At 63.8% G+C, this 20,218-nt stretch carries 20 protein-coding genes; 12 read left to right on the forward strand and 8 right to left on the reverse strand.

Features of this window, described 5'->3' with window-relative positions:
* Window positions 1-98: 98 nt before the first annotated feature.
* Entirely contained in the window at window positions 99-695 is a 597-nt protein-coding gene (gene msrA, locus ESB00_RS15435; protein ID WP_129048688.1) for a peptide-methionine (S)-S-oxide reductase MsrA, read from the reverse strand.
* Between the two features lie 188 nt (window positions 696-883).
* Here msrA and ESB00_RS15440 point away from each other — a divergent pair, with 188 nt between their 5' ends.
* From ESB00_RS15440 to ESB00_RS15450, 3 genes are all read left to right on the forward strand, one after another.
* Entirely contained in the window at window positions 884-1,261 is a 378-nt protein-coding gene (locus tag ESB00_RS15440) for an RNA-binding S4 domain-containing protein (RefSeq protein ID WP_129048689.1), read from the forward strand.
* A gap of 84 nt (window positions 1,262-1,345) precedes the next feature.
* Window positions 1,346-2,989: an HDOD domain-containing protein gene (locus ESB00_RS15445; RefSeq protein WP_129048690.1), complete on the forward strand. Its 1,644-nt coding sequence runs from the start codon at window positions 1,346-1,348 to the stop codon at window positions 2,987-2,989.
* Between the two features lie 177 nt (window positions 2,990-3,166).
* Window positions 3,167-3,625: a transposase gene (locus ESB00_RS15450; RefSeq protein ID WP_164976247.1), complete on the forward strand. Its 459-nt coding sequence runs from the start codon at window positions 3,167-3,169 to the stop codon at window positions 3,623-3,625.
* A gap of 49 nt (window positions 3,626-3,674) precedes the next feature.
* Here the strand turns inward: ESB00_RS15450 and ettA are convergent, their stop codons facing one another.
* The 4 genes from ettA to ESB00_RS15470 all read right to left on the reverse strand — a co-directional run bounded on the left by ettA (window position 3,675) and on the right by ESB00_RS15470 (window position 8,063).
* Complete coding sequence (gene ettA / locus ESB00_RS15455; RefSeq protein WP_129048692.1) at window positions 3,675-5,366, reverse strand: energy-dependent translational throttle protein EttA; 1,692 nt, start codon at window positions 5,364-5,366, stop codon at window positions 3,675-3,677.
* A gap of 178 nt (window positions 5,367-5,544) precedes the next feature.
* The gene (locus tag ESB00_RS15460; RefSeq protein WP_129048693.1) at window positions 5,545-6,903 is read right to left on the reverse strand and encodes an MBL fold metallo-hydrolase; all 1,359 of its coding nucleotides are present in this window, start codon (window positions 6,901-6,903) and stop codon (window positions 5,545-5,547) included.
* 136 nt (window positions 6,904-7,039) lie between these two features.
* The gene (locus tag ESB00_RS15465) at window positions 7,040-7,669 is read right to left on the reverse strand and encodes an OmpW/AlkL family protein (RefSeq protein ID WP_129048694.1); all 630 of its coding nucleotides are present in this window, start codon (window positions 7,667-7,669) and stop codon (window positions 7,040-7,042) included.
* A 136-nt stretch (window positions 7,670-7,805) separates the two neighbouring features.
* Window positions 7,806-8,063 carry a hypothetical protein gene (locus tag ESB00_RS15470; protein ID WP_129048695.1) on the reverse strand — a complete coding sequence of 86 codons (258 nt, stop codon included), beginning with the start codon at window positions 8,061-8,063 and terminating at the stop codon, window positions 7,806-7,808.
* Between the two features lie 163 nt (window positions 8,064-8,226).
* On the opposite strand from ESB00_RS15470, the gene ESB00_RS15475 reads away from it, so the two are divergent.
* Both ESB00_RS15475 and ESB00_RS15480 read left to right on the forward strand, forming a co-directional pair.
* A complete protein-coding gene (locus ESB00_RS15475) occupies window positions 8,227-9,696 on the forward strand; it encodes a type IV pilus twitching motility protein PilT (RefSeq protein ID WP_129048696.1) in 1,470 nt (489 codons plus the stop codon).
* A gap of 317 nt (window positions 9,697-10,013) precedes the next feature.
* Window positions 10,014-11,090 carry a type IV pilus twitching motility protein PilT gene (locus tag ESB00_RS15480; RefSeq protein ID WP_129048697.1) on the forward strand — a complete coding sequence of 359 codons (1,077 nt, stop codon included), beginning with the start codon at window positions 10,014-10,016 and terminating at the stop codon, window positions 11,088-11,090.
* 44 nt (window positions 11,091-11,134) lie between these two features.
* Here the strand turns inward: ESB00_RS15480 and ESB00_RS15485 are convergent, their stop codons facing one another.
* Window positions 11,135-11,908 (reverse strand): ImmA/IrrE family metallo-endopeptidase, encoded by a 774-nt coding sequence (locus ESB00_RS15485; protein ID WP_164976248.1) that lies wholly within the window; start codon window positions 11,906-11,908, stop codon window positions 11,135-11,137.
* Window positions 11,909-12,086: 178 nt separating this feature from the next.
* Here ESB00_RS15485 and ESB00_RS15490 point away from each other — a divergent pair, with 178 nt between their 5' ends.
* From ESB00_RS15490 to ESB00_RS19735, 4 genes are all read left to right on the forward strand, one after another.
* Window positions 12,087-12,638 (forward strand): tetratricopeptide repeat protein, encoded by a 552-nt coding sequence (locus ESB00_RS15490; protein ID WP_129048699.1) that lies wholly within the window; start codon window positions 12,087-12,089, stop codon window positions 12,636-12,638.
* Window positions 12,639-12,771: 133 nt separating this feature from the next.
* A complete protein-coding gene (locus tag ESB00_RS15495; RefSeq protein ID WP_129048700.1) occupies window positions 12,772-13,425 on the forward strand; it encodes a tetratricopeptide repeat protein in 654 nt (217 codons plus the stop codon).
* 12 nt (window positions 13,426-13,437) lie between these two features.
* On the forward strand, window positions 13,438-13,899 hold the full coding sequence (locus ESB00_RS15500; RefSeq protein ID WP_129048701.1) for a M48 family metalloprotease: 462 nt from the start codon (window positions 13,438-13,440) through the stop codon (window positions 13,897-13,899).
* Window positions 13,900-14,215: 316 nt separating this feature from the next.
* A complete protein-coding gene (locus ESB00_RS19735; RefSeq protein WP_164976249.1) occupies window positions 14,216-14,386 on the forward strand; it encodes a hypothetical protein in 171 nt (56 codons plus the stop codon).
* 157 nt (window positions 14,387-14,543) lie between these two features.
* Here ESB00_RS19735 and ESB00_RS15505 read toward each other — a convergent pair whose 3' ends face one another.
* Window positions 14,544-16,454, reverse strand: coding sequence for a CIA30 family protein (locus ESB00_RS15505; protein WP_129048702.1), 1,911 nt, complete (start codon window positions 16,452-16,454; stop codon window positions 14,544-14,546).
* 481 nt (window positions 16,455-16,935) lie between these two features.
* On the opposite strand from ESB00_RS15505, the gene ESB00_RS15510 reads away from it, so the two are divergent.
* Together ESB00_RS15510 and ESB00_RS15515 are read left to right on the forward strand one after the other, a co-directional pair.
* The gene (locus ESB00_RS15510; protein ID WP_129048703.1) at window positions 16,936-17,136 is read left to right on the forward strand and encodes a nucleoside triphosphate pyrophosphohydrolase family protein; all 201 of its coding nucleotides are present in this window, start codon (window positions 16,936-16,938) and stop codon (window positions 17,134-17,136) included.
* Window positions 17,121-17,339 (forward strand): type II toxin-antitoxin system RelE/ParE family toxin, encoded by a 219-nt coding sequence (locus ESB00_RS15515; protein ID WP_129048704.1) that lies wholly within the window; start codon window positions 17,121-17,123, stop codon window positions 17,337-17,339. Before ESB00_RS15510 ends, ESB00_RS15515 begins: the two co-directional genes overlap by 16 nt.
* Window positions 17,340-17,493: 154 nt before the next feature.
* Here ESB00_RS15515 and ESB00_RS20210 read toward each other — a convergent pair whose 3' ends face one another.
* Entirely contained in the window at window positions 17,494-17,754 is a 261-nt protein-coding gene (locus ESB00_RS20210; RefSeq protein WP_129048705.1) for a YkgJ family cysteine cluster protein, read from the reverse strand.
* Between the two features lie 361 nt (window positions 17,755-18,115).
* On the opposite strand from ESB00_RS20210, the gene ESB00_RS15525 reads away from it, so the two are divergent.
* Window positions 18,116-20,104 carry an ATP-binding protein gene (locus ESB00_RS15525; protein ID WP_129048706.1) on the forward strand — a complete coding sequence of 663 codons (1,989 nt, stop codon included), beginning with the start codon at window positions 18,116-18,118 and terminating at the stop codon, window positions 20,102-20,104.
* Window positions 20,105-20,218 lie beyond the last annotated feature (114 nt).

Raw genomic sequence — 20,218 nt, forward strand, 5'->3', positions numbered from 1 at the left:
GCGGGGCGAAAGCCCCGCCGTTTTTTTGTGGAGGCCTTGGCTCCAGCCGGGCCGCGGCACATCAGGAGATGTGCCCTCCATTGCGATCCGCCGCGCGCTCACTCCTTCCCGATCACGCCCTTCTTCTGCAGTTTGTTGACCTTGGGCCGGATCACGAAGGTGCAGTAACCCTGGTTCGGGTTGTTGCGGAAATAGTCCTGATGGTATTTCTCCGCCGGGTAGAATTTCGGCAGCGGGCTGATCTCGGTCACGATCGGGTCATCGAATCCGGCCTGCGCAGCGGCCTTCCCCTTCTCGGCGGCGGCCTTCTGCGCGGCGTCCTCGAAAAAAATGACCGAGCGGTATTGTGTGCCCTCGTCCGCGCCCTGGCGGTTGAGCGTGGTCGGATCGTGCGCCTCGAAAAACACCTCGACCAGGCGCTCGTAGCTCACGACCGCGGGATCGAACTCGATGCGGATGACCTCGGCGTGGCCGGTTTCGCCGGTGCAGATCTGCTGGTAGGTCGGATTGGGCACATGACCGCCGGCATAGCCGCTCACGACGGCCTTCACGCCCGGCAGCAGCTCAAACACCGCCTCCGTGCACCAGAAGCACCCGCCCCCGAAGGTGGCGAATGCAGTTTGCGAAGCAGGTTTGCTCTCGGCTTGGACGTTCATGGTCAGGGCTAGGAACAGGATGGTGATAAGGTGTCGCATGGACGGGCTCGTGGGAGGACGGTAGCCGGGATTTATTCCCATGCAACCCCCGCGGCCAAGCCCCGGGAAAACGCCCGGGGCCAAAGCGCCAATCGCCTGAACCAGCCCAAACAGCGGAGGCGCTGAATTTCGGGTTTCGTGCCTCTTTGGCGTTTGGACTTTTGGCGTTTGGGATTTACTCCTCCGTCATGTCCGATCCCCGGCTCGACAAGTGGCTCTGGTGCGTGCGCGTCTGCAAGACCCGCGCCGAGGCCACCGCGCTCTGCCGCAACGGCCGTGTGCAGATCAACCAGCTCGACGCCAAGCCCGGCCGCGATCTCCACGTCGGCGAAACGGTCGTGGCCCGCATCGGCATGGTCACGCGCACGCTCAAGGTGATTGCCCATCCCCGCGCACGCGTCGCGGCGAAACAGGTGCCGGAGTTCGCCGAGGACCTCACGCCGCCCGCCGAATACGAACGTGCCAAGCAGGCCTCCCTGGAGCACATGCTCGCCCGCGAACGCGGCCGCGGCCGGCCCACCAAGAAGGACCGGCGCGACATGGGCCGGCTGTTCGGATTCGATTGAATTGCCGGTGGTTGCGAGAGCCGGCACCCCGCTGGGGCCGCCAAGACAGCTCAACCGGCGCCGCTTTCGGCCGATAACAGACGGATGCTGGTCCCTCTGACCCCACGGCAGACCACCGACATGGCCGCCGCCGCCCTTTCCTCCGGGCGGGGTGCAGGGCTTCCTGAGTTGCTCGAACTCGTCCAGACGCTGGCCAGCAAGATGGAACGCATCTCCATCGCGGAACTGGCTGAGCTGATCGAACAGGATCCCGTCGTCGCCACGCGACTCGTCAGCATGGCCAACCTCATCGCCCTCAACCCGGGCATGAAGCAGCTCACCGGCGTCCCGCACGCCATCCACCAGATCGGCTTCCAGCGCGTGCGCGGTCTGGCGATGTCGCTGCTGCTCCTGAAATCCTCCGGCGAGCGGCAAAACCCGCCCGAACAGCGCCAGGCGGCCTCGCGCGCGCTCTGCGCCGGTTTGATCGCCCAGGCCTGCGCGCGGCAGATTTCCGCCGTGGATCCCGACATGGTTTTCGCCTGTGCCACGCTGCGCCAGATCGGTCGCATCGTGCTGCCCGTCGTGTCGCTCGAACATTACAAGGCGGCTGTCGCTGCGGCCGGCACCAAGTCCGAGGACGCCGCTTTCCGCCAGTTCTTCGGGCTGGCGCCGTTGGAACTCAGCCGCGAACTGCTCAAGACCTACGCCCTGCCCGCCGAGATCCGCCACGCCCTGGTCGAGTTTCATCCCGGCGGCTCCGACGATGCCGCGCCCTCGTCGCACGCTGAACGCCTCACCGGTCTGGCCGAATATGGCAACCGGCTCACCCGTATTGTGCTGGATGTCACCTTGGATGATTCCGCCTATGCCGCGGAGACCACTCAGCTGGCCAAAACCTTCGGCGCCATCCTGCCCAACGTGAGTGAACTTCTGGTCCAGACCCTCGATTTTGCCGGAGAGCGGCTCGCGCAGTTCATGCAGGTGCCGGGCGTTTCTTCCGCCCCGGAAGTGATGTTGCGCCGCATCCGCTCGCGACTGCCCAAGCCCGAAACCGTGGTTCAGGCACCGGCTCCGCTGGAAACCGCCGGCGAGCCGGTGGCGGCTTCCGCCCTCTCCGCCGCCCCAACCGTGACCGCGAGCACGACTCCGTTTCCGGAAGTGGCGGTCGCACCGCGGCCACCGGCGACATCCTCGGAAGTATCCACTGCCCCGCCCCGCGAGGTCCTGCCCGAGGCCATCACCCTGGTGCCCGAGCCCGTGCGCACCGTCACCCCGGACGAACCCTGGCTGGAAGTGCTGCGACCGGTGCGCGACGGTTTTGCGGCCGACGACTGTGCAGTCTTTCTGCGCGCCGCACCGGACGGTCCCTTCATCCTCGCGGATGGCGTCGGTGCTTTCGCGACCCACCACCTCGACATCGCGTCGGTTCATCCTGCCGAGAAAACCGTCTTCAGCATCGCCCTGGCCCGGCGCGAGGCGGTGGTGATTCACGATTCCCGGACCGCCACGATCCTGCCCTACCTCCCGGCCTGGTTTCAGGGGGACACGCACACCCCCGCGGCCTTTGTGCTCGTGCCCCTGCCGGCCGGCGACCAGGTCGGCGGCCTCGTGCTGATCGGTTGGTCACACGCGCGCCGGATCGAACTCACGCCCGGCCACGAGGCGCTGCTGAATCTCCTGCGCACCAGCGCACAACGCCTGATCACCGCGACGAAACCGTCCGCCGTCATCGCCCGCACGGCCTGAGCGTTCGGACCACGTTGTCTCCCGCGTTCACGGGATCCAACGCGGCTGGTTCTACCAGCCGCGCTTGAGCCGCAGGCGAAAGCGTGGTTCGATGCAGTTATGGACCGCGCCTCGCAGCGACATCTTCCGCGTTTGCTCGCGGACGCATACCGCGGCCGAATGTTTGTCCATTGGACCATGGGTATCAGCAACCGGCGAATCGGTTGGTTGACCCAGGAGTTTCACGCCGCCTTTCGCTCAACCTTGGAAAGGAACGCTGAACACTACGGCGTGGCTGTCCCCGCCTATTGCCTGATGCCGGATCACCTTCATGTGCTTGCTGCGGGCATGAACCACAACAGTGACCAAGCTCTTTGGAGTCGTGCCGTTCGACGACGCCTGAATGAAGTCCTGAAACCATTCAGCCTGCAGAAACAGGCCTACGATCATATCCTGCGGACGAACGAATCGGGGCCGGATGCGTTCACCGCGTTGGCATTCTACATCAGCCAAAATCCAGTGCGCGCCGGACATGTAACTGCATCGACAGATTGGCCATTTGTAGGCGCAAAGGTGCCGGCTTTGCCCGGACTGGACCCGCGGCACGCGACGTTTCGGGAGGATTGGTGGCGATATTGGAACTCGCTGCCTGGCTGACCACGTTGTCGCTGCGCTCCAACGCGGCTACTCCGACCTTGTGGCCCCCTTACCGCGTCAGCTTACGATACTTGATCCGGTGCGGCTGGTCGGCGTCTTTGCCCTTCCGCTTCTTGAAATCCTCCAGGTAGGCGGAGTAATTGCCGGCGAACCAGTGGACGTAGCTGTCGCCCTCGAAGGCCATGATGTGCGTCGCCGTGCGGTCAAGGAACCAGCGGTCGTGCGAGATGATCACCGCACAGCCGGCAAAGGTCTCAAGCGCCTCCTCCAGCGCGCGGATGGAGTTCACGTCGAGGTCGTTGGTCGGCTCGTCGAGCAGCAGCAGGTTGGCCTCACTCTTCAGCACGCGCGCCAGCAGCACCCGGTTGCGCTCACCGCCGGAGAGGATGCCGACCTTCTTGGACTGGTCGGCGCCGGTGAAGCCAAACTGCGCGCAGTAGGCGCGGCTGTTCACCGAGCGCTTGCCGAGCTGCATGATCTCCTGCCCGCCGCTGATGACTTCCCAGATGGTCTTGTCGCCTTCGAGCGAGTCGCGCGACTGCTCGACGTAGGCGGTCTTCACCGTGTCGCCGATCTTGAACGTGCCGGCGTCGGGCTTTTCCAGGCTGGTGATGAGTTTGAACAGCGTCGTCTTGCCCGCGCCGTTGGGGCCGATGATGCCGACGATGCCGCCGGGCGGCAGCGAGAACTCCAGGTTGTCGTAGAGCAGCTTGTCGCCGTAGGCCTTGGCCACGCCCTGCGCCTGCACGACCAAATTGCCGAGGCGCGGACCGGGCGGGATGATGATCTCGAACTTCTTCTCCTGCTCGGCCACGTCCTGCTTGAGCATCGCCTCGTAGGCGTTGATGCGCGCCTGACCCTTCGACTGCCGGGCCTTGGCCGAGGAGCGGATCCACTCCAGCTCGCGCGCCATCGCCTTCTGCCGCTTGTTCTCGGTGCGCTCGGCCACGCTGGCCATCGCCTGCTTCTGCTCCAGCCACGAGGAATAGTTGCCCTTGAACGGCAGGCCGTGCCCGTGGTCGAGCTCGAGGATCCAGCCGGCGACGTTGTCGAGGAAGTAGCGGTCGTGCGTCACGGCGATGACCGTGCCCTCGTAGCGCGACAGGTGCTGCTCCAGCCAGTTGACCGAGTCGGCGTCGAGGTGGTTGGTCGGCTCGTCGAGGAGCAGGATGGACGGCTTCTGCAACAGCAGGCGCGCGAGCGCGACGCGGCGGCGCTCGCCGCCGGACAGGTTGTCCACGATCTGGTCGGGCGGCGGGCAACGCAGGGCGTCCATCGCCTGCTCGACCAGCGGGGCCACATCCCAGGCGCCGAGGTGCTCGATCTTTTCCTGGAGCTTGGCCTGCTTGTCCGAGATCGCGTCGCGCGCGGCGTCATCGGCGGCCTCGGCCAGCTCGTCCCAGCTCGCGTCGTAGGCGGCGGTGAGGTCGGTCAGGTGCTTCACGCCCTCCTCGACGCAGGCGCGCACCGTGGCGCCGGCCGTGAGCTGGGGTTCCTGCGGCAGGAAGCCGACGGGATAACCCGGTTCGAAATGCACGCGGCCGTCGATCTCGGTGTCGATGCCCGCGAGAATGCGCATGAGCGAGGACTTGCCGGAGCCGTTGAGGCCGAGCACGCCGATCTTCGCGCCGTAATAAAACGACAGCGAGATGTCGCGGAGGATTTCCTTGCGCTCGATTTTCTTCGAGACGCCGAGCATCGAGAAAATGATCTTCGGGGCGGATTCGTCGGACTTGGCCATGCGCGGAAAACTGCGCACCGCGCGCCCGGAGTCGAGCGCAAGAAAGCCGGATGGGCCGGTCGTCAGCCCGCCCAGCGGCGGTAGCCGCGCTTGAGCGCTTGCGCGAAAGCGTGGTTCTTGCGCGCACCGACACCACGTTGTCGCTACGCTCCAACGCGGCTACCCCAGACCCAAGACCTCACACCTCATACATCCGCAACGGCACCGGGTCCACGACGCGGGCCTTGGGCAGTTGCTCGGCGAGCTGGACCTTGAACCAGTCGCGGGCGTCGGGGTCGCCGTGCGTGAGCACGATGCTCCGGGCCTTGGTCTGAACGGCAAATTCCAGGAGCTCCCCGCGCTCGGCGTGTCCGCTCAGCTCGAACCGCTCGACCCGCGCGCGGACCTTGGCGCGCACGTCCACGGCGTCGAAATGGAAGGTCGCGCCCGGCTTGGTCGCCAGCAGCTTGCCGCCGGGCGTGTCGGGATCGCAGAAACCGACGAAGCCAACCGTGTTGCGCGCGTGGCCGACGAGGCCCGAGGCGAGCGTGTAGCTGGGCGTCTTCTCCACGAGCATGCCGGAGCTGACAATATAGAGACCCTTCTGGTGCGGCTCCTGGCCGGGCGTGAGCTTCTTGGGCAGCTTGCGCAGACCGAGGTCGCGGAGGATGCGAGCGTCGAACTGCACGTCGTTGGTCTTGCGCGAAACCTCGTCAAACAGCTCGGACAGCCCGATGCCCAGGCCGCCGGCGTAGATCGGGCACTCGATGAGGCGGCCGAAGCGGCGGGCGTCGTGGAAAACCGCGAGCAGCTCCTGCATGCGGCCGAGCGCGAACACGGGCAGCAGGAACGAGCCGCCGCGCGCGATGGTGTCGTTGATCGAGTCGATGAGGCGCGCGATCTCGTGCACGCGCTCCTTGCCGTAGGCGCGCTCGGTCATGCCGCGGGTCGTCTCGATGATGAGGGTGTCGAAATGCCCGATGGGAAAATGCGCGCCCTTCAGCGTGCGCAGGTGGTCGAAGAGCACGTCGCCGGTGAGGAAGATCTTGCGCATGCCGTGGTGGATCTCGACCGCGGTCGCGCCGGCCACATGGCCCGACGGATGGAACATGAGCTCCAGCTCGCCCCGCTTGCCCTTGATCTTCTTGACCTTCTTGAACGGCAGGCCGTGGAACCGCGGGGTGAGCCGCTCGATTTCCTTGTGCGTGAACAGCGGGTAGCCGGCGATGCCGTCCTCCTCCTTCTGTTTCTGCATCACGTTGGCGGAATTGTGCAGCATCTTCTCGATGAGCATGCGGCTCGACTGCGTGAGCAGCACGGGGGTCTTCGGATGCTGGCGCATCAGCACCGGCAGGCCGCCGATGTGGTCCAGGTGGCAGTGCGTGATGATGATCAGGTCCAGCTCGATGTCGCGCAGGAGCGAGAGATCAGGCAGCGCCTCGACGCCGGGAGTCTTCGGGTTCAGCCCGCAGTCCACGAGGATGTTGAGTTCCCCGATCATGAGGAGGAGGCAATTGGCGCCGATGCCGCCCTGGCGGTTGAGGTCGATGAGTTTCATGCGGGTAACGGACCATCCAGACGCCGTCCGCGCCGCAAGCAAGCTCCCCTTTCGCACCTCCCTCGCCCGGGCCCGGCCAAAACAAGGCGCCGGATCCTCGCGGATCCGGCGCCGACCACACAAACACCGCAGCAAATCAGAACTGGTAGCGCACGCCCACGGCGTAGAGCCACGGATCGAGACGGGCCTCGGTCAGCTTGGCGCCGCCGGCGGACACATCGGAGCGGATGTTGGCGCGCTTCAGGTCCACGTTGAACGACCAGCGCTCATCAAGCTGCCAATCCACGCCCGCCTGCAGCGCGAGGCCCGCGCTGCTGCTTTCGAGACCGAGTGGCACGCCCGCCACCGACAGCTTCTCGTCGAAGATCAGGGTGTAGTTGATGCCGGCCGCCACATACGGCCGGATCGACGCTCCGGGCAGCGCACGATATTGGAGGAGCAGCGTCGGCGGCAGGTGCTTGAAGCTGCCCAGCTGACCGATCCCCGCCAGGGAAACGGAATGCTTCTGCGGAATGGTCAGCACGAGTTCGGCCGACAGGGTGTCGGTGAACGCATAGGCGATGTCCACCTCGGGAATCAGCCGGTCGCTGACCGAGACAGCATCGGCGGCGAAATTGACCCCAAGCGCGGTGAAGGCGTCGGACTTGTCCACCGTCTGGAGGTAGGTCGCCCGGAGGCGGACCGACCAGGGACTGGCGGCAGGCAGGGAGACGGCGCACAACAGGAGGAGCGCACCGTGCGTGAAACAACGGAGGGTTTGGTTCATAGGTTTGGTTGAGGGCGGCGACTTCGCCGCCGCCTCCAGCCTACCGAACCCGGGGAAAACTCGCTCCCGATGGCTTGCCCGGGATTGCGCGTCGCTTGGCCAGGCCCCACCTGCCACCGCCGCCCGCGCCGCCTGACTACGGCAAACGGTCAGCCGGCTTCTCCGAGACCTGCGTCGCCTCGATATCGATCACGTCACCCCGGCCGGCCGGGCTGCGCCGTGCTCCGCCGGGATTGACGGGCCGAGCGGAGCCCGGTGCGGCCGGTCGCGGACGAAACTGCTGCAAAACCCAGGCCACCGCTCCGGCCAGGAAAACCATCACCGCCGTAAACAGCACCGCCACCATCGCGAAGATGGCAACCAAACCGGCAATGAGCAGGCGAACCAAGGGCATGTCCTCAAGACTCGCACACTTACCCGAAAGTTTCACAGAAGAATTTTCGCCCCCCCTGACTGGTCTGCTTCCTCGCCCTTTGGCGTTTGGAGCTTACCCCGCGCTCCCGCGTCTAGCCTTGCCAAGCCGCCCTGGCTGAAGAGCATTCCGCGCATTCCACGGCATGAACAACGAGATCCTCTGGCTCATCCGCCTCGGTATTGATCAGAAATTGTTCTCCCGCGAGCAGGCGCTCGCGACGCTCAAGGCGGTCGGCCCCGACGCCGACCTCATGGGCTACGCCCAGAAGCTCATCGACGACAGCATCGTCACCGACGTCGAAAAGCTCGAAGCCATCGCCGGCGACGCCATGGCGAAGGCCCCCTCCGGTCCGCCCGAGCCCAACCCGCTCGTCGCTTCTGCCGACTCCGCCCCGAAGCTCCGCATCTCCCCAAAGGTCGGTGGCGCCGCCGCCAACCCGGCCACCGCTGCAACCACCGGCGGAGACCTGCCGCAATTTACCTTCGGCCGGATCGGCGAGATGGACGACGAGGCCCTGGCCGCCGGCATGCGGCAGCTGCTGATCGACGCCGGCCGCTTCGGCGCGAGCGACCTGCACCTCTCCGCCGGCTCCAAGCCCTTTGTGCGCAAGCACCGCGCGCTCACGCCGATCACCGATCACGTCCTCACCGACCAGGAGTCGCTGCGCCTCAACACCGTGCTCCTCGCCCAGCACCAGAAGGCCATTTTCCTCGAGCGTCGCGACTACGACCTCGCCCTGGCCCTCGACGCGACCAACCGCTACCGCGTCAACCTGATGTTCCACAAGTGGGGCCCCTCCGGCTCCTACCGCATGGTGCCAGCCGGCATCCCGAAGCTCGACCAGCTCGGCCTGCGCAACCTCGACGCCATCCGCAAACTCCTCTCCTACCACAACGGTCTCATTCTCATCACCGGCCCGGTCGGCGCCGGCAAGACCACCACCCTCGCCGCCATGGTCGCCGAGCTCAACGAGCAGCGCGAGGACCACATCATCACGGTCGAGGACCCCATCGAGGTCGTGCAGACGCCCAAGGGCTGCAACGTCACCCAGCGCGAGGTCGGCCCGCACACCAAATCCTTTTTCACCGCGCTCAAGGGCGCCCTCCGCGAGGACCCCGACGTCATCGTCATCGGCGAGCTCCGCGACCTCGAGACCATCGAGATGGCCATCAGCGCCTCCGAGACGGGCCACCTCGTGATCGGCACCATGCATACGAGCGACGCCTCCACCACGCTCAACCGCCTGCTCGACGTCTTCCCGCCCGCCCAGCAGACGCAGATCCGCGCCTCCGTGGCCGAGTCGCTCCGTGGTGTCGTCTGCCAGCGCCTCCTGCCCTCGACCAGCGGCGGGCTCGTCGTCGCCTGCGAGATCATGATTTCCAACACCGCCATCCAGGCCCTCATCCGCGACGGCAAGACCGCCGGCCTCCGCAACACCATGGAGACCGGCGTCAAGGAAGGCATGTGCATCATGGAGAACGTCGTCCTCGAACTGTATAACCAGAAGAAGATCTCCAAAGAAACCGCCCTCGCCAACGTCGCCACGCGCAACGTCCGCCAGAAGATCGACCCCGCCTCGCCCCCCAGCACCCCGCCCACCGGCAAGGCCTGACGCGACCGGAGACGACAGACCACTGACAACAGACCACCGACCTCTGAAATCTGACTCCTGACCTCCGTCTTCCACCTCCAAGCTCCCACAGTACAGCCACCCCACCCACTCCCGTACCCGTCATCCTGAGCCGAGCGAAGGATCCAAGATTCCCCACTCCACTCTGACTTCTGCTCTCCGGCTTCCGCCCCTCTCCCTTCTCCTTTTTCCTTTCTCCCGCCTCCAGCCTCCCGCCTCCCCTCACTCCGCCCTCCGCTCATCCGGCACTCCGCCTTCCGTTCTCCATCCTCCTTTCACCGTCCTCCGTCTTCTGACCCATGGCCGCCATCGACGCACTCCTCCGCACCATGCTTGAAAAGGGCGGCTCCGACCTGCACCTGACCGTCGGCCTCCCGCCCAAGTCCCGCATCTCCGGTTCGCTCCAGCCCATCGGCGAGCACCCGCTCGACGCCCAGCACATGGAGGCCCTGCTCAAGGAAATCTGCCCCGAGAAGCGCTGGAAGGAGTTCCTCGAGCGCAAGGACCTCGACCTCGCCCACGAGGTGCCCGGCCTCGCGCGCTTCCGCGCCAACTACCTCTACAACCACTGGGGCCAGGCCGCCGTCCTCCGCCAGATCCCGGCCAAGATCCTGTCCTTCGCCCAGCTCAACCTCCCCGAGGCGCTGAAGAAACTTTGCCACCTCGACCAGGGCCTCGTCGTCGTCACCGGCCCCACCGGCTCCGGCAAGTCCACCACGCTCGCCGCGATGATCGACTACATCAACGACAACATGGCGAAGCACATCATCACGATCGAGGACCCGATCGAGTTCGTGCACCCCTGCAAGAAGTCCACGATCGTGCACCGCGAGGTCGGCGAGCACACCGAGACCTTCGGCGCCGCGCTGAAGGGCGCCATGCGCCACGACCCCGACATCCTCCTCCTCGGCGAGATGCGCGAGATGGAGACCATCAAGCTCGCCCTCTCCTGCGCCTCGATGGGCATGCTCGTCTTCGGCACGCTCCACACCAACAACGCGCCCAAGACCGTGGACCGCATCATCAACACCTTCCCCGCCGAGGAGCAGAACCAGGTGCGCGTGATGCTCGCCGGCTGCCTCTCCGGCGTCGTCGCCCAGCTCCTTTGCAAGAAAGTCCCCAAGGGCCGCGTCGCCGTGCACGAGATTTTGCTCCAGCACGAGGCCCTGCCCAACACGATCCGCTCCGGCCAGATCGCCAACATCCGCGGCATCATCGAGAGTGGCTCCGCCGACGGCATGTGCACGATGGACAACAGCCTCATGGCCCGGGTGAAGGACGGCACCGTCGAGCCCAAGGAAGCCTACATGAAGGGCAGCAACAAGGCCCTCTTCGCCCCCCTCCTCAAACCCGGCGACCTCGACGGCGGGCACTGAGGACATAAACTCGCGAGTGAGCCGAGCTTCGCTGCCGCTTTCCATTAAAAGGGAAAATTGTTGTCCTTGGTGAAGCCGACTGGTTCTGGCGCAACATCCATCAGCCTGCTCGAACGTTTTGGCGGTTCTACAAGAATTTCTAGCGTCTTCATGCGAATCCTTAAGGCCGCTCGTGACACTGAGTATACCCTCTCGAGTTCTTCCAACACTTGGACAAGATCTAATTGGCTTCCGGCTGACGAAAGGTAGATTTTGCCGAGGTTACGGCGAATACCGAGCCGATGCTGGGCAGCGGCGACAGCTTGTTCGAATTGTGCACGAGGCATCACCAGCTCCGCTGCGAAGAAATTGGCTTGATATTCCAACCATTCGAGAGGGGATTTATCGATCAAGCGGAACAACGAGGCGTCATCATCATCAAGCTCTTTGTTCTTCTTTAGGAATGTCCAGAGCTTGTATTTATAGCGATGCAGAACCCAGTGCCCAATCTCATGGGCCGCGGTAAACCGGAAAGCTGGCTCCAGTTCCTTCTGCAGAACAGGGTCTAGCGAAAGCAGCTTTTCCCCGAAACTAACTTTACCAAGAACCTTGTGCCCATCCTTATGGCCCAAGTCGGTGTAAGCAAACTTGAGGCCGGTGGATTTACTCAGCTCCTGGATGATCTCTACAACCGGAGTGCTGCGAGGAACCTTGAGGACTACTGGACAGAAGCGCTCTAGCACCTCGGCCGCAATGTCGGTGATTTGCTGAGGCGACAGAACCGGCACCCAATTTTTATCATACCTGAGTTGCGCCGGATTAAAGCGTCGCGGTTTCATGCTCATAGACGCAAAGCCCCACGCAGCAGAAGCGCGAATCAAATTCCACTGCGCCTCTAGGCTGACGTATCATGGCGGCAGCCAAGTTTTTTTATAGCCCTTATCATTGTTAGCCGTGACCACCCGCAGTCACTAGAATCGGATTTACCCAGCCTGCGCATCTTGCAATGATTGCTTCATGAAGCGTGCTCTAGCTTTACTGGTCCTTGCATTCATGCTCGCGGCGGACTTCGCGATCGCGGCGGACTCGACTGAGATAAAAGAGCTCAAGAAAAAGGCAGAGGATGGAGATCCGAATGCCCAATTTCTTCTTGGAAGGCATTATTTTTTACTGACAGAGAAAGCTGAGGGAGCCAAGTGGTATCACAGAGCTGCAGAGCAGGGCAATGCTGACGCACAAAATATGCTTGGGGTAATCTACGGGGATGGGAACGGAGTGAAGAAGGATTCAACTCTAGCAGTTAATTGGTTTCTCAAAGCTGCTGAAAATCGTAACCGTTTTGCGCAAGAAAATCTTGGTATGCATTACTGGGAAGGTGTGGGTGTCCCCCGAAATTTGGTAGAGTCCTTTGCATGGTTCAGCGCTGCTGGTGACGATGCCTCATATCTGGTCAAAAAATGGCTGAAGAAACTTCGTTCTGAAATGACTCCCGAGCAAATCGCCGAAGCCACAAAGCTCGCGCGCGAGCGATTTGAGAAATACGGGAAGCAGCAGAAGCCACAGCCGTGAATACTGCTCAGGCAATCTCATCGTAGTGCTTCAACGGTTCCTCATTTGACGCAGCACGCATCGACTCGATGCTGAGTAATTCGACTCCTTTCACCCGCTTGACCTTCCCGTTGCCAAGAAATATCAAGGTGAAATGACGCGACTCACCCTCAAGTGCACTCTCGTGTTTGTGCTGCTGGCGACTGCGGGGTTTGCGGAGTCAGAGCCAGTAGCTGAGTTGCGAAAGAAGGCGGAGTCAGGAGACTCATCTGCGCAATACAACCTAGGTGTGCGTTATGCAAATGGCGACGGTGTGACCATGGACATCAATGAAGCCATGAAATGGTATCGCAAAGCCGCAGAACAAGGGAAAATCCATGCTCAATATAATCTAGGCCTATTACTGATTACGAAAGGTAGCATTTCTCCGGACTACGATGAAGCAATGAAATGGTGGCGCATGGCTGCCGAGCAGGGAAATGCGGAAGCGGCATTTGGTCTTGGGAGGTTGCATGCTACTGGCGAAGGGGTCCCTAAAAATATTCCGGAAGGGATAAAATGGTGGAGTATAGCCGCTGACCGAGGGTCAGCAGATGCCTCATACAGCATTGGCGTGAAATATGCCAACCATGATGGTGTCATGGAAGATTTAGTCGAAGCCCATGCACGAATTAACGTCGCTGGCCGATTGGGTGAACCCAGAGCAGCAGAGGCGCTCAAGATTATTGAGAAGTTAATGTCTGCAGAGCAGATTGCTACAGCGATAAAGTTGGCCCGGGATCGTTTTGAGAAAATACAGAAGAAGTAGGCGCTCAGTTCAATGAACACCTTGTCCGGTTTGATGGGAAAGCATATTAAACTGGCAGAGTCCTACGGAATATCTCGCGAACGTATAATTCTAGTCAGCAACAGGGACAAACTATGTGCTGCTGCCAGAAGCCATGGTGACAATAAAGATTACAAAGAAACGACCCTAGGACTGAGCATCCAAGCTGACGATATCCCGGGCGGTCCTGATGTGTGGATTGTGCTGCGCTGGCCTGTGACCCATGAGGAGCATCAGAAGACTTATCTCCGGCTGGCAAGACGAGGGCTCTCCCCATCGCTATACTATGCAGACACAAGCAAGCCGCAATGGCTTCTTGCCTTTCTCTTACTGCACGAAGTTGCTCATCACATATTGAAGCATAGCCCAGCTATGGATTATGAAACTAAAGAAAAAGAGGCTGATGAGTGGGCTCATACCGAGCTCTGGAAACATAATAACGACTTCTCCGGTTAACTTATCAGACCCTTACTGAGGCCGGTATGATCCGGCGGAATGCAATCTTCTGGTAGCGATGATAGGAGCCAGAAAATGGGTCAGGCTGGCTTGGGATTTAGGCTGCATAAATTGATGAATCTGGGCAGCTCTACAGTCTCCCCGGCATCACCAGCAGCAGGGCATGTTTCCGCAGCCGCCGGTAGCGGCATTAGCCTGAGCACGAGGGTGAAGTGTCCTGCTGTCTGTTTGGGCCCTCGGCGCACCCGCTGAGCCCGAGCCTCCCGCGGCACCGTAGGCTCGCCAAGGCCAGGTCCAGCCTGCAAACTGACACATCATGAAGACCGTGATACTGCTCTTCGTTTTCGCCGGGCTCCTGTCCGGATGCGCTTCCGATCCTCTGTCCTCCTCGCGCAAAAAACCCTCTGACCTGCCGAGCCCCGAGAAGATCACCTCCGACATCAACATGACCCGGGCCTTCCCCAAGTCGGTGGAAACCAGCCCCTGAACCGGAGGACTTCCCTGCGGTCTGCGCCAAGAGCCAGCATCGCCCCAGCAGAGCTCCGGCGAATGACGGAATACCGGTTCAAGAATTGAATCCCTGAAGGGCCGCGCCGCGCGGAGGTGTTATGCTGGGCAATGGAGGTGTGCCCCCGTGATTGAGGTTACTCCTGGCTGGGCCGCAGTTCGACGTCGTCGATGTCGAGCGTGAAAGCGCCGGCGGTTATCGATCCGATAAAAATCGCGGTCACGTCGCGGCCGTCGAAACCCGAGAGCTCCGCGAAGGGCACGACGTAGCGCCGCCACTCGGCGTCGGCGGTGAACGAGCGACTGACTGGCGCCAGGCCGAAGCGTCGGGCGAAAATCGAGAGATCGTAGGTCCCCGAACCGCGAGCGGCAAAAGCGAGGACCGGGGTTGCCGACAGGTCCACCGCCGTTCCCTGTCGTCCACCCGGATGGAGAACCGCTCCGGCCCAGCCGTTCGGCGAATCCGCGGCGACAGCCCCCGTGATGCGCATCGCCCCCTGTGACCCGTCGGCTCCCTCCGCCAGGCGCGTAAGGCTGGCGGTCGACTTCCCGCCGATCACGGCGTCGGTCGAAGTCTTCCAATCTGTTTCGAAGGACGAACCGAGGGCGGTTTCGAAATCGCTGACTCGTCCTCCCCCGCGCTTCGGCGGCTCGGCCAAGACCACGTCGTGCCGGGGCCGCTGGAAGCGGACACCCCTTTTCCAGATCGCAACGAGGTTGCGAGTCGCCGTGATATCCGTCGTCGGGTCGCCCTCCACGAGCAGCAGATCGGCGCGCAGACCGGGTCGGATACGGCCGCGGTCGGCGAGGCGGAAGGCATCGGCCGGCGCGGCCGTGGCGGCGGTAAGCGCCGCAGTGGGCGACAACCCGGCCTTTACCAGGAGCTCAAGTTCTCCGTGCATCGTCACGCCGTGAGCGGTCCCCGGATTCGGCGCGTCGGAACCGGCGAGGATTGGAATCCCCGCCTCAGCCAACGCCCTGATTCCGGTTGCGGCGTTTGTCAGGTCGATCCGGCTACCCGGCTGGCGCGGATAAGCCCGGCGCAGTAGTTCGTGCTCGGCCGCGTCGAGGTAGGGGGCGACTCGCGCATCGGCCGCCAACTCGCGCCCGGCGGGAACGCCGGTGGTCGTTCCCGTGACGCCGAGCGTCGCCACGACAAAGGCGCCCGCCTCTCGCGCGCGACGGACGAAGTCGGCCGGCGGCGGCCGGTCGGCGAAGAGGTGGACCAGTCCGTCGGCTCCGGCCGCAATCGCCATCTCCGCTCCGGCCAGCGATCCCACATGGACAACGGCCAGCTTGCCGCGCCCGTGGGCGGCCTTCACGAGCGCGCCAACGGTCGCTGCGTCGAGCGTCGGAAAGGCGACGCCGAACGCCCGGCCGTCATCGAGGACAATTTTCAGGTAGTCAGACCCTTCGGCGAGGCGGGCATCAACGAACGCCGGTGCCTCGGCGGGTGTAGAAATCGTCGGTATGCGAAAGCCATACTGCGTGCCGTGGCCGCCCGGCGCGGTCGCGAGGATGCCGGCGGAAAAGAGGTCGGCGCGTGCATCGGCCGTTCCCGCAGCCTGCCCCGCGCGCATCTCACGGGCGAGCGCGGGATCGGTGAACATGTCGAGTTCGGTCGTCACGCCGAATGCCAGCGCCCGCGCTGCTCCCCCCGCCCGCGCATGCACGTGGGCGTCAATCAAACCGGGCAGCAGCGTCCGGCCGGCACCGTCAACGAGGGCGAAGCGCTCGGGCACCGCGAGGCCGATGCCGACTGCTTCGATGCGGCCGGCGCTCACCAACACCGTGGCATCCGTCAGTGTCCTCTCGCCGTCAAACACGCGGGCCCCGACGATGGCGAAGCGCTCTGACGCAGCGGACGGCTCCTGTCCGTTCGCCGCCGTCAACACGGCGGCCGTCACCAAAATTGCGAGCAGATGCGAATACACCGCTCGCAATCGTTGCAAGGGATGTCCCGGCTGCCGGGCACCTGCATGGTGGCACCGGCGGATGCCGGTGGGTTCAGCCGACCCTGACACGAAACTGGTTTCCGAATCGATCATCGCATTACCCCGACCTCAAAAGGCCGGTTGCTCCGCCCGAACCAGGCAAGAGAGCCACACTCCCGCAGGAGAAGGGCCGGCACCATGCCGCGGTGCGTTTTTGGTCCCAAACACGCCAATCGTGCCGCGACCGGTCAAGCGCCCCGACGAACAAGCCGCTCTACGTCTAACGTATTGTTCCATCTCAGGAAAAGAGACAGAAGGGATGAAGTGAGCGCGAGGGCGTGAATTGGGTGGTCTGGTCATGGCGAGACTGTGCGGCTGAAAGTCCTGCGCGATGGGTGAGCGAAATTTCGCCATCGCTCCCAAGCCTATTGGATCTCGATCAGGGGGCAAGGTGTCACTGTCCGTCAAATCAGGGCAACCCCAGCATGCCCCCCTTTTGCGCATCCCCTTTTGCGCATCCGGCCGTCAGCCTGAGCAAGGGGATCGGTAGAATTTCAGTTGTCCGGCCGCCCGGACCGGCTACGCTCAGACAGAGATGACCAAGCTCGCGCAGATTCAGGAGGCGATCCGCCAGCTGCCACCGGCCGAACTGCAGGAGCTGCGGCACTGGTTGCTGGATGAAGAATCCCCTGAAATGTTGGCCGCAGCCGATGAAGGCCTACGCTCGTTGGTCGAAGAACCCACCATCCCGGTCACCGAACTCCGTCGGAAGATCGAGGAATGGACGACAAGGTAGTTTACTCGGCCCGGATCGGGCAGGACTTGGCGGCCATAGTTGCCTTTCTGGCGGACAAGAATCCGGCCGCCGCCCGGCGATTGGGGCATGCCTTGCTCGATGCGGCCGACGCCTTGGGCCTGTTGCCCTACCGTGGCCCGGCCATGCGCAGCCGGCCGCAGCTCCGAAAACTCTCCCACCCACCGCATCACGTCATCATCTAGCGCGTCAACGAACCCAGCCGAACGGTTGAAATTCTTCGCCTGTGGGATGCCCGGCAGAATCCGGGCAACCTGCACCTGCCATAAGACCGATCACCTGCCACCCCTGCGTTTCTCCGCGTCCTCTGTGCTCTCTGTGTTTAACCCGTTCGTTGGTTCAAATACCCGGCCTCGTCGCTCGTTCCAGCCCGGTCAGGTGCGCCAGCGCCTCTTCCCGGGAAGCCCCGCACATCTCCTGAGTCGGCCGCAGGCTCACGCAAAAAGCCGGCCGCTCCGCCCGACCGAAGAGCGCGCACCGCATATCCGGCAGCAGCTGCACGCACGGAATCCCCGCCGGTTTGCCGTGCGGCATGCCCGGGATCGGCGAGGTGATGCTGGGCGCGATGCAACACGCGCCACAGCCGGATCTGCATTCCATGCCCGAGGTTAGCCAGGGATGACACGGAGGTTCACGGATAAAAGTCCCGTTCAGCTCCGTTCAAGGTCGTGACACATAGGGCCTTTTCGTGGCCCCAAGGTCCGGTCGCTTCCCTTTCCGTGTCTTCCGCGTGTTCCGTGGGCAAACCTCTCTGCCACTCCCTCCCTTGTCTCCTGTAAAATCCCCTACGCCGCACACCGTTTTCAGTGTTTCAGCCACTTGCAGAGACTCCCCGCCACACTTCCCCTCCCGCCCCAGTCGCCGCGCTTAACGGCTGCATTAGCCGAACGCACTTGAGCGGCGTTTACGTCATATCGGTCTCAAGTTTTCCGGACGGTTCCGATTGGAATGGGCGCAGTCCATGAGCCATCTCCCGCCCGCGTCCACGTCGTCTGGGCCCGCTCCGCTTTGTGCGGACGGGGCCGGCGTCTATCGCGCCGTCTTTGCCGACGGCTTCGACAGCATGGCCATCAGCGACAACGGCTTGATCGTGGACGTCAACGAGGCGACCCTCCGCATCTTCGGCTACACCCGCGAAGAGTTAATCGGCCGGCAAACCCTCGACCTCGTCGCCCCCGAGTCACGGCCGGCCGTCCGCGCCGCCATCGCCAGCAACCTGGAGACCAACTACGAGGTGAGTTTCCTGCGCAAGGACGGTTCCCGCTTCGAGGCGGAGGCCCTCGGCCGCGCCGTCATCCACGGCGGCAAGCTCCTGCGCCTCACCGCGCTGCGCGACCTCACCGAGCGCCGCTCCAGCGCGGCCTCGCTGCACGACTACCAGCACAAGCTCGAACTCGCCATGCAGATGGCTCGCCTCGGCCACTGGGAACTCGATGTCGCGACCGGACGCTTCACCTTCGACGACAACTTTCTGCGTATCCTCGGCACCTCCGCCGAGCTGGAAGGCAGCCGCAGCATGCTGGCCGAGGACTATGCCCAGCGCTTCATCCCGGCCGAGGAGATCACCGTCGTGCGCCGTGAGATCGAGGCCGCGATCGCCGCCGCGGACCCCCACTACCAGCGCCAGCTGGAACACCCATTCTGCCGCGTGGACGGCTCGCTCGGCGTGATGCTGGTGAACATCTCCATCGTGAAGGATGCCACCGGTCGCACCATTCGCACCTATGGCATCAACCAGGACGTCTCGGAGCGCCGGTTGGAGGAGGAATACCGCGCCCGCCTCGAAGAGCAGCTCCAGCATGCCCAGAAAATGGACGCCCTCGGCACGCTCGCCGGCGGCATCGCGCACGATTTCAACAACATCCTCACCGGCCTGCTTGGCCACCTGCAGCTGGCGGCGCTCGATCTGCCCGACGAGCATCCCGCCCGGGCCAGCCTGCGCGAGGCCGGACGCGCGGGCCGCCGCGCCCGCGATCTCGTGGGCCGCATCCTGGCCTTCGGCCGCCGCGGCCAGCATGACTGGCAGCCGCGCCCGCTGGGGCCCGTGGTGCAGGAGGCCATGCAACTCCTCCGCGCCAGCCTGCCCGCCACCATCGAGATGCGCACGGAAATCGCACCGGAACTGCCCGCCGTGCTCTGCGACTCGGCACAGATCCACCAGGTGCTGATGAACCTCGGGACCAATGCCGCCCACGCCATGCGCGACCAACCCGGGCTGCTGAGCGTGACGTTGGAATCCCTCGCGCCCTCGCCCGACCTGCTCCGCCGCCATCCGCAAATCCGCACCGACCATACGCTCCGCCTGACCGTGCGCGACACCGGCATCGGCATCGCCGACGAGGTGCTGCCGCGCATCTTCGAGCCGTTCTTCACCACCAAGCCCACCGGCGAGGGCACCGGGCTCGGTCTCACGATGGTTTACTCCATCGTCCAGAGCCACCAGGGCGCCATCGTCGTGGAAAGCGCCCGCGGTGTCGGCACGACTTTCGTCATCTACCTGCCGGCCGCAGCCAATTCCGCCGCGCCCCGGGCCAACCCGCCCGCGACCAGCACGCCCTTCGAGGCCTTCGGCCAGGGGCGCACCGTGCTGCTGGTGGACGACGATCCCGCCGTGCGCCACGTGAGCGAGCGCATGCTGCAACGCCTCGGCTTCACCGTCACCGCCTTCGAGAACCCGCTAGCCGCGCTGGAGGATTTCCGCCGCGGACCCGGCCGGTTCTGCGCCGTGCTCAGCGACCTGACCATGCCCGGGATGACCGGCAACGAACTTGCTGCCCAGCTCACCGCCCTCCGGCCCGATCTGCCGGTGCTGCTAACTTCAGGCTACGTGCACAAACTCTCCGAGCAGGCCGCCTGGAGCTCGGGCGTGAAGCACATCATCAAGAAACCATTTGAAATCGGCGAACTCGCCGCCCGCCTGCGCGCCATCCTCGACACGGTGTCGGCGTGAGGGCGACCCCATCCGCCGGACCAAACGGTGGAGCGCGTTGCTCCCCAACGCGCTGAGGAAGACCGCTGCGTGGCCAGCGCCCTGAGGAGCAGGTCGCTCCACCCTGATCGACGG

This window comes from Oleiharenicola lentus, from assembly GCF_004118375.1.
GTDB classification, from domain to species: Bacteria; Verrucomicrobiota; Verrucomicrobiia; order Opitutales; family Opitutaceae; genus Lacunisphaera; species Lacunisphaera lenta.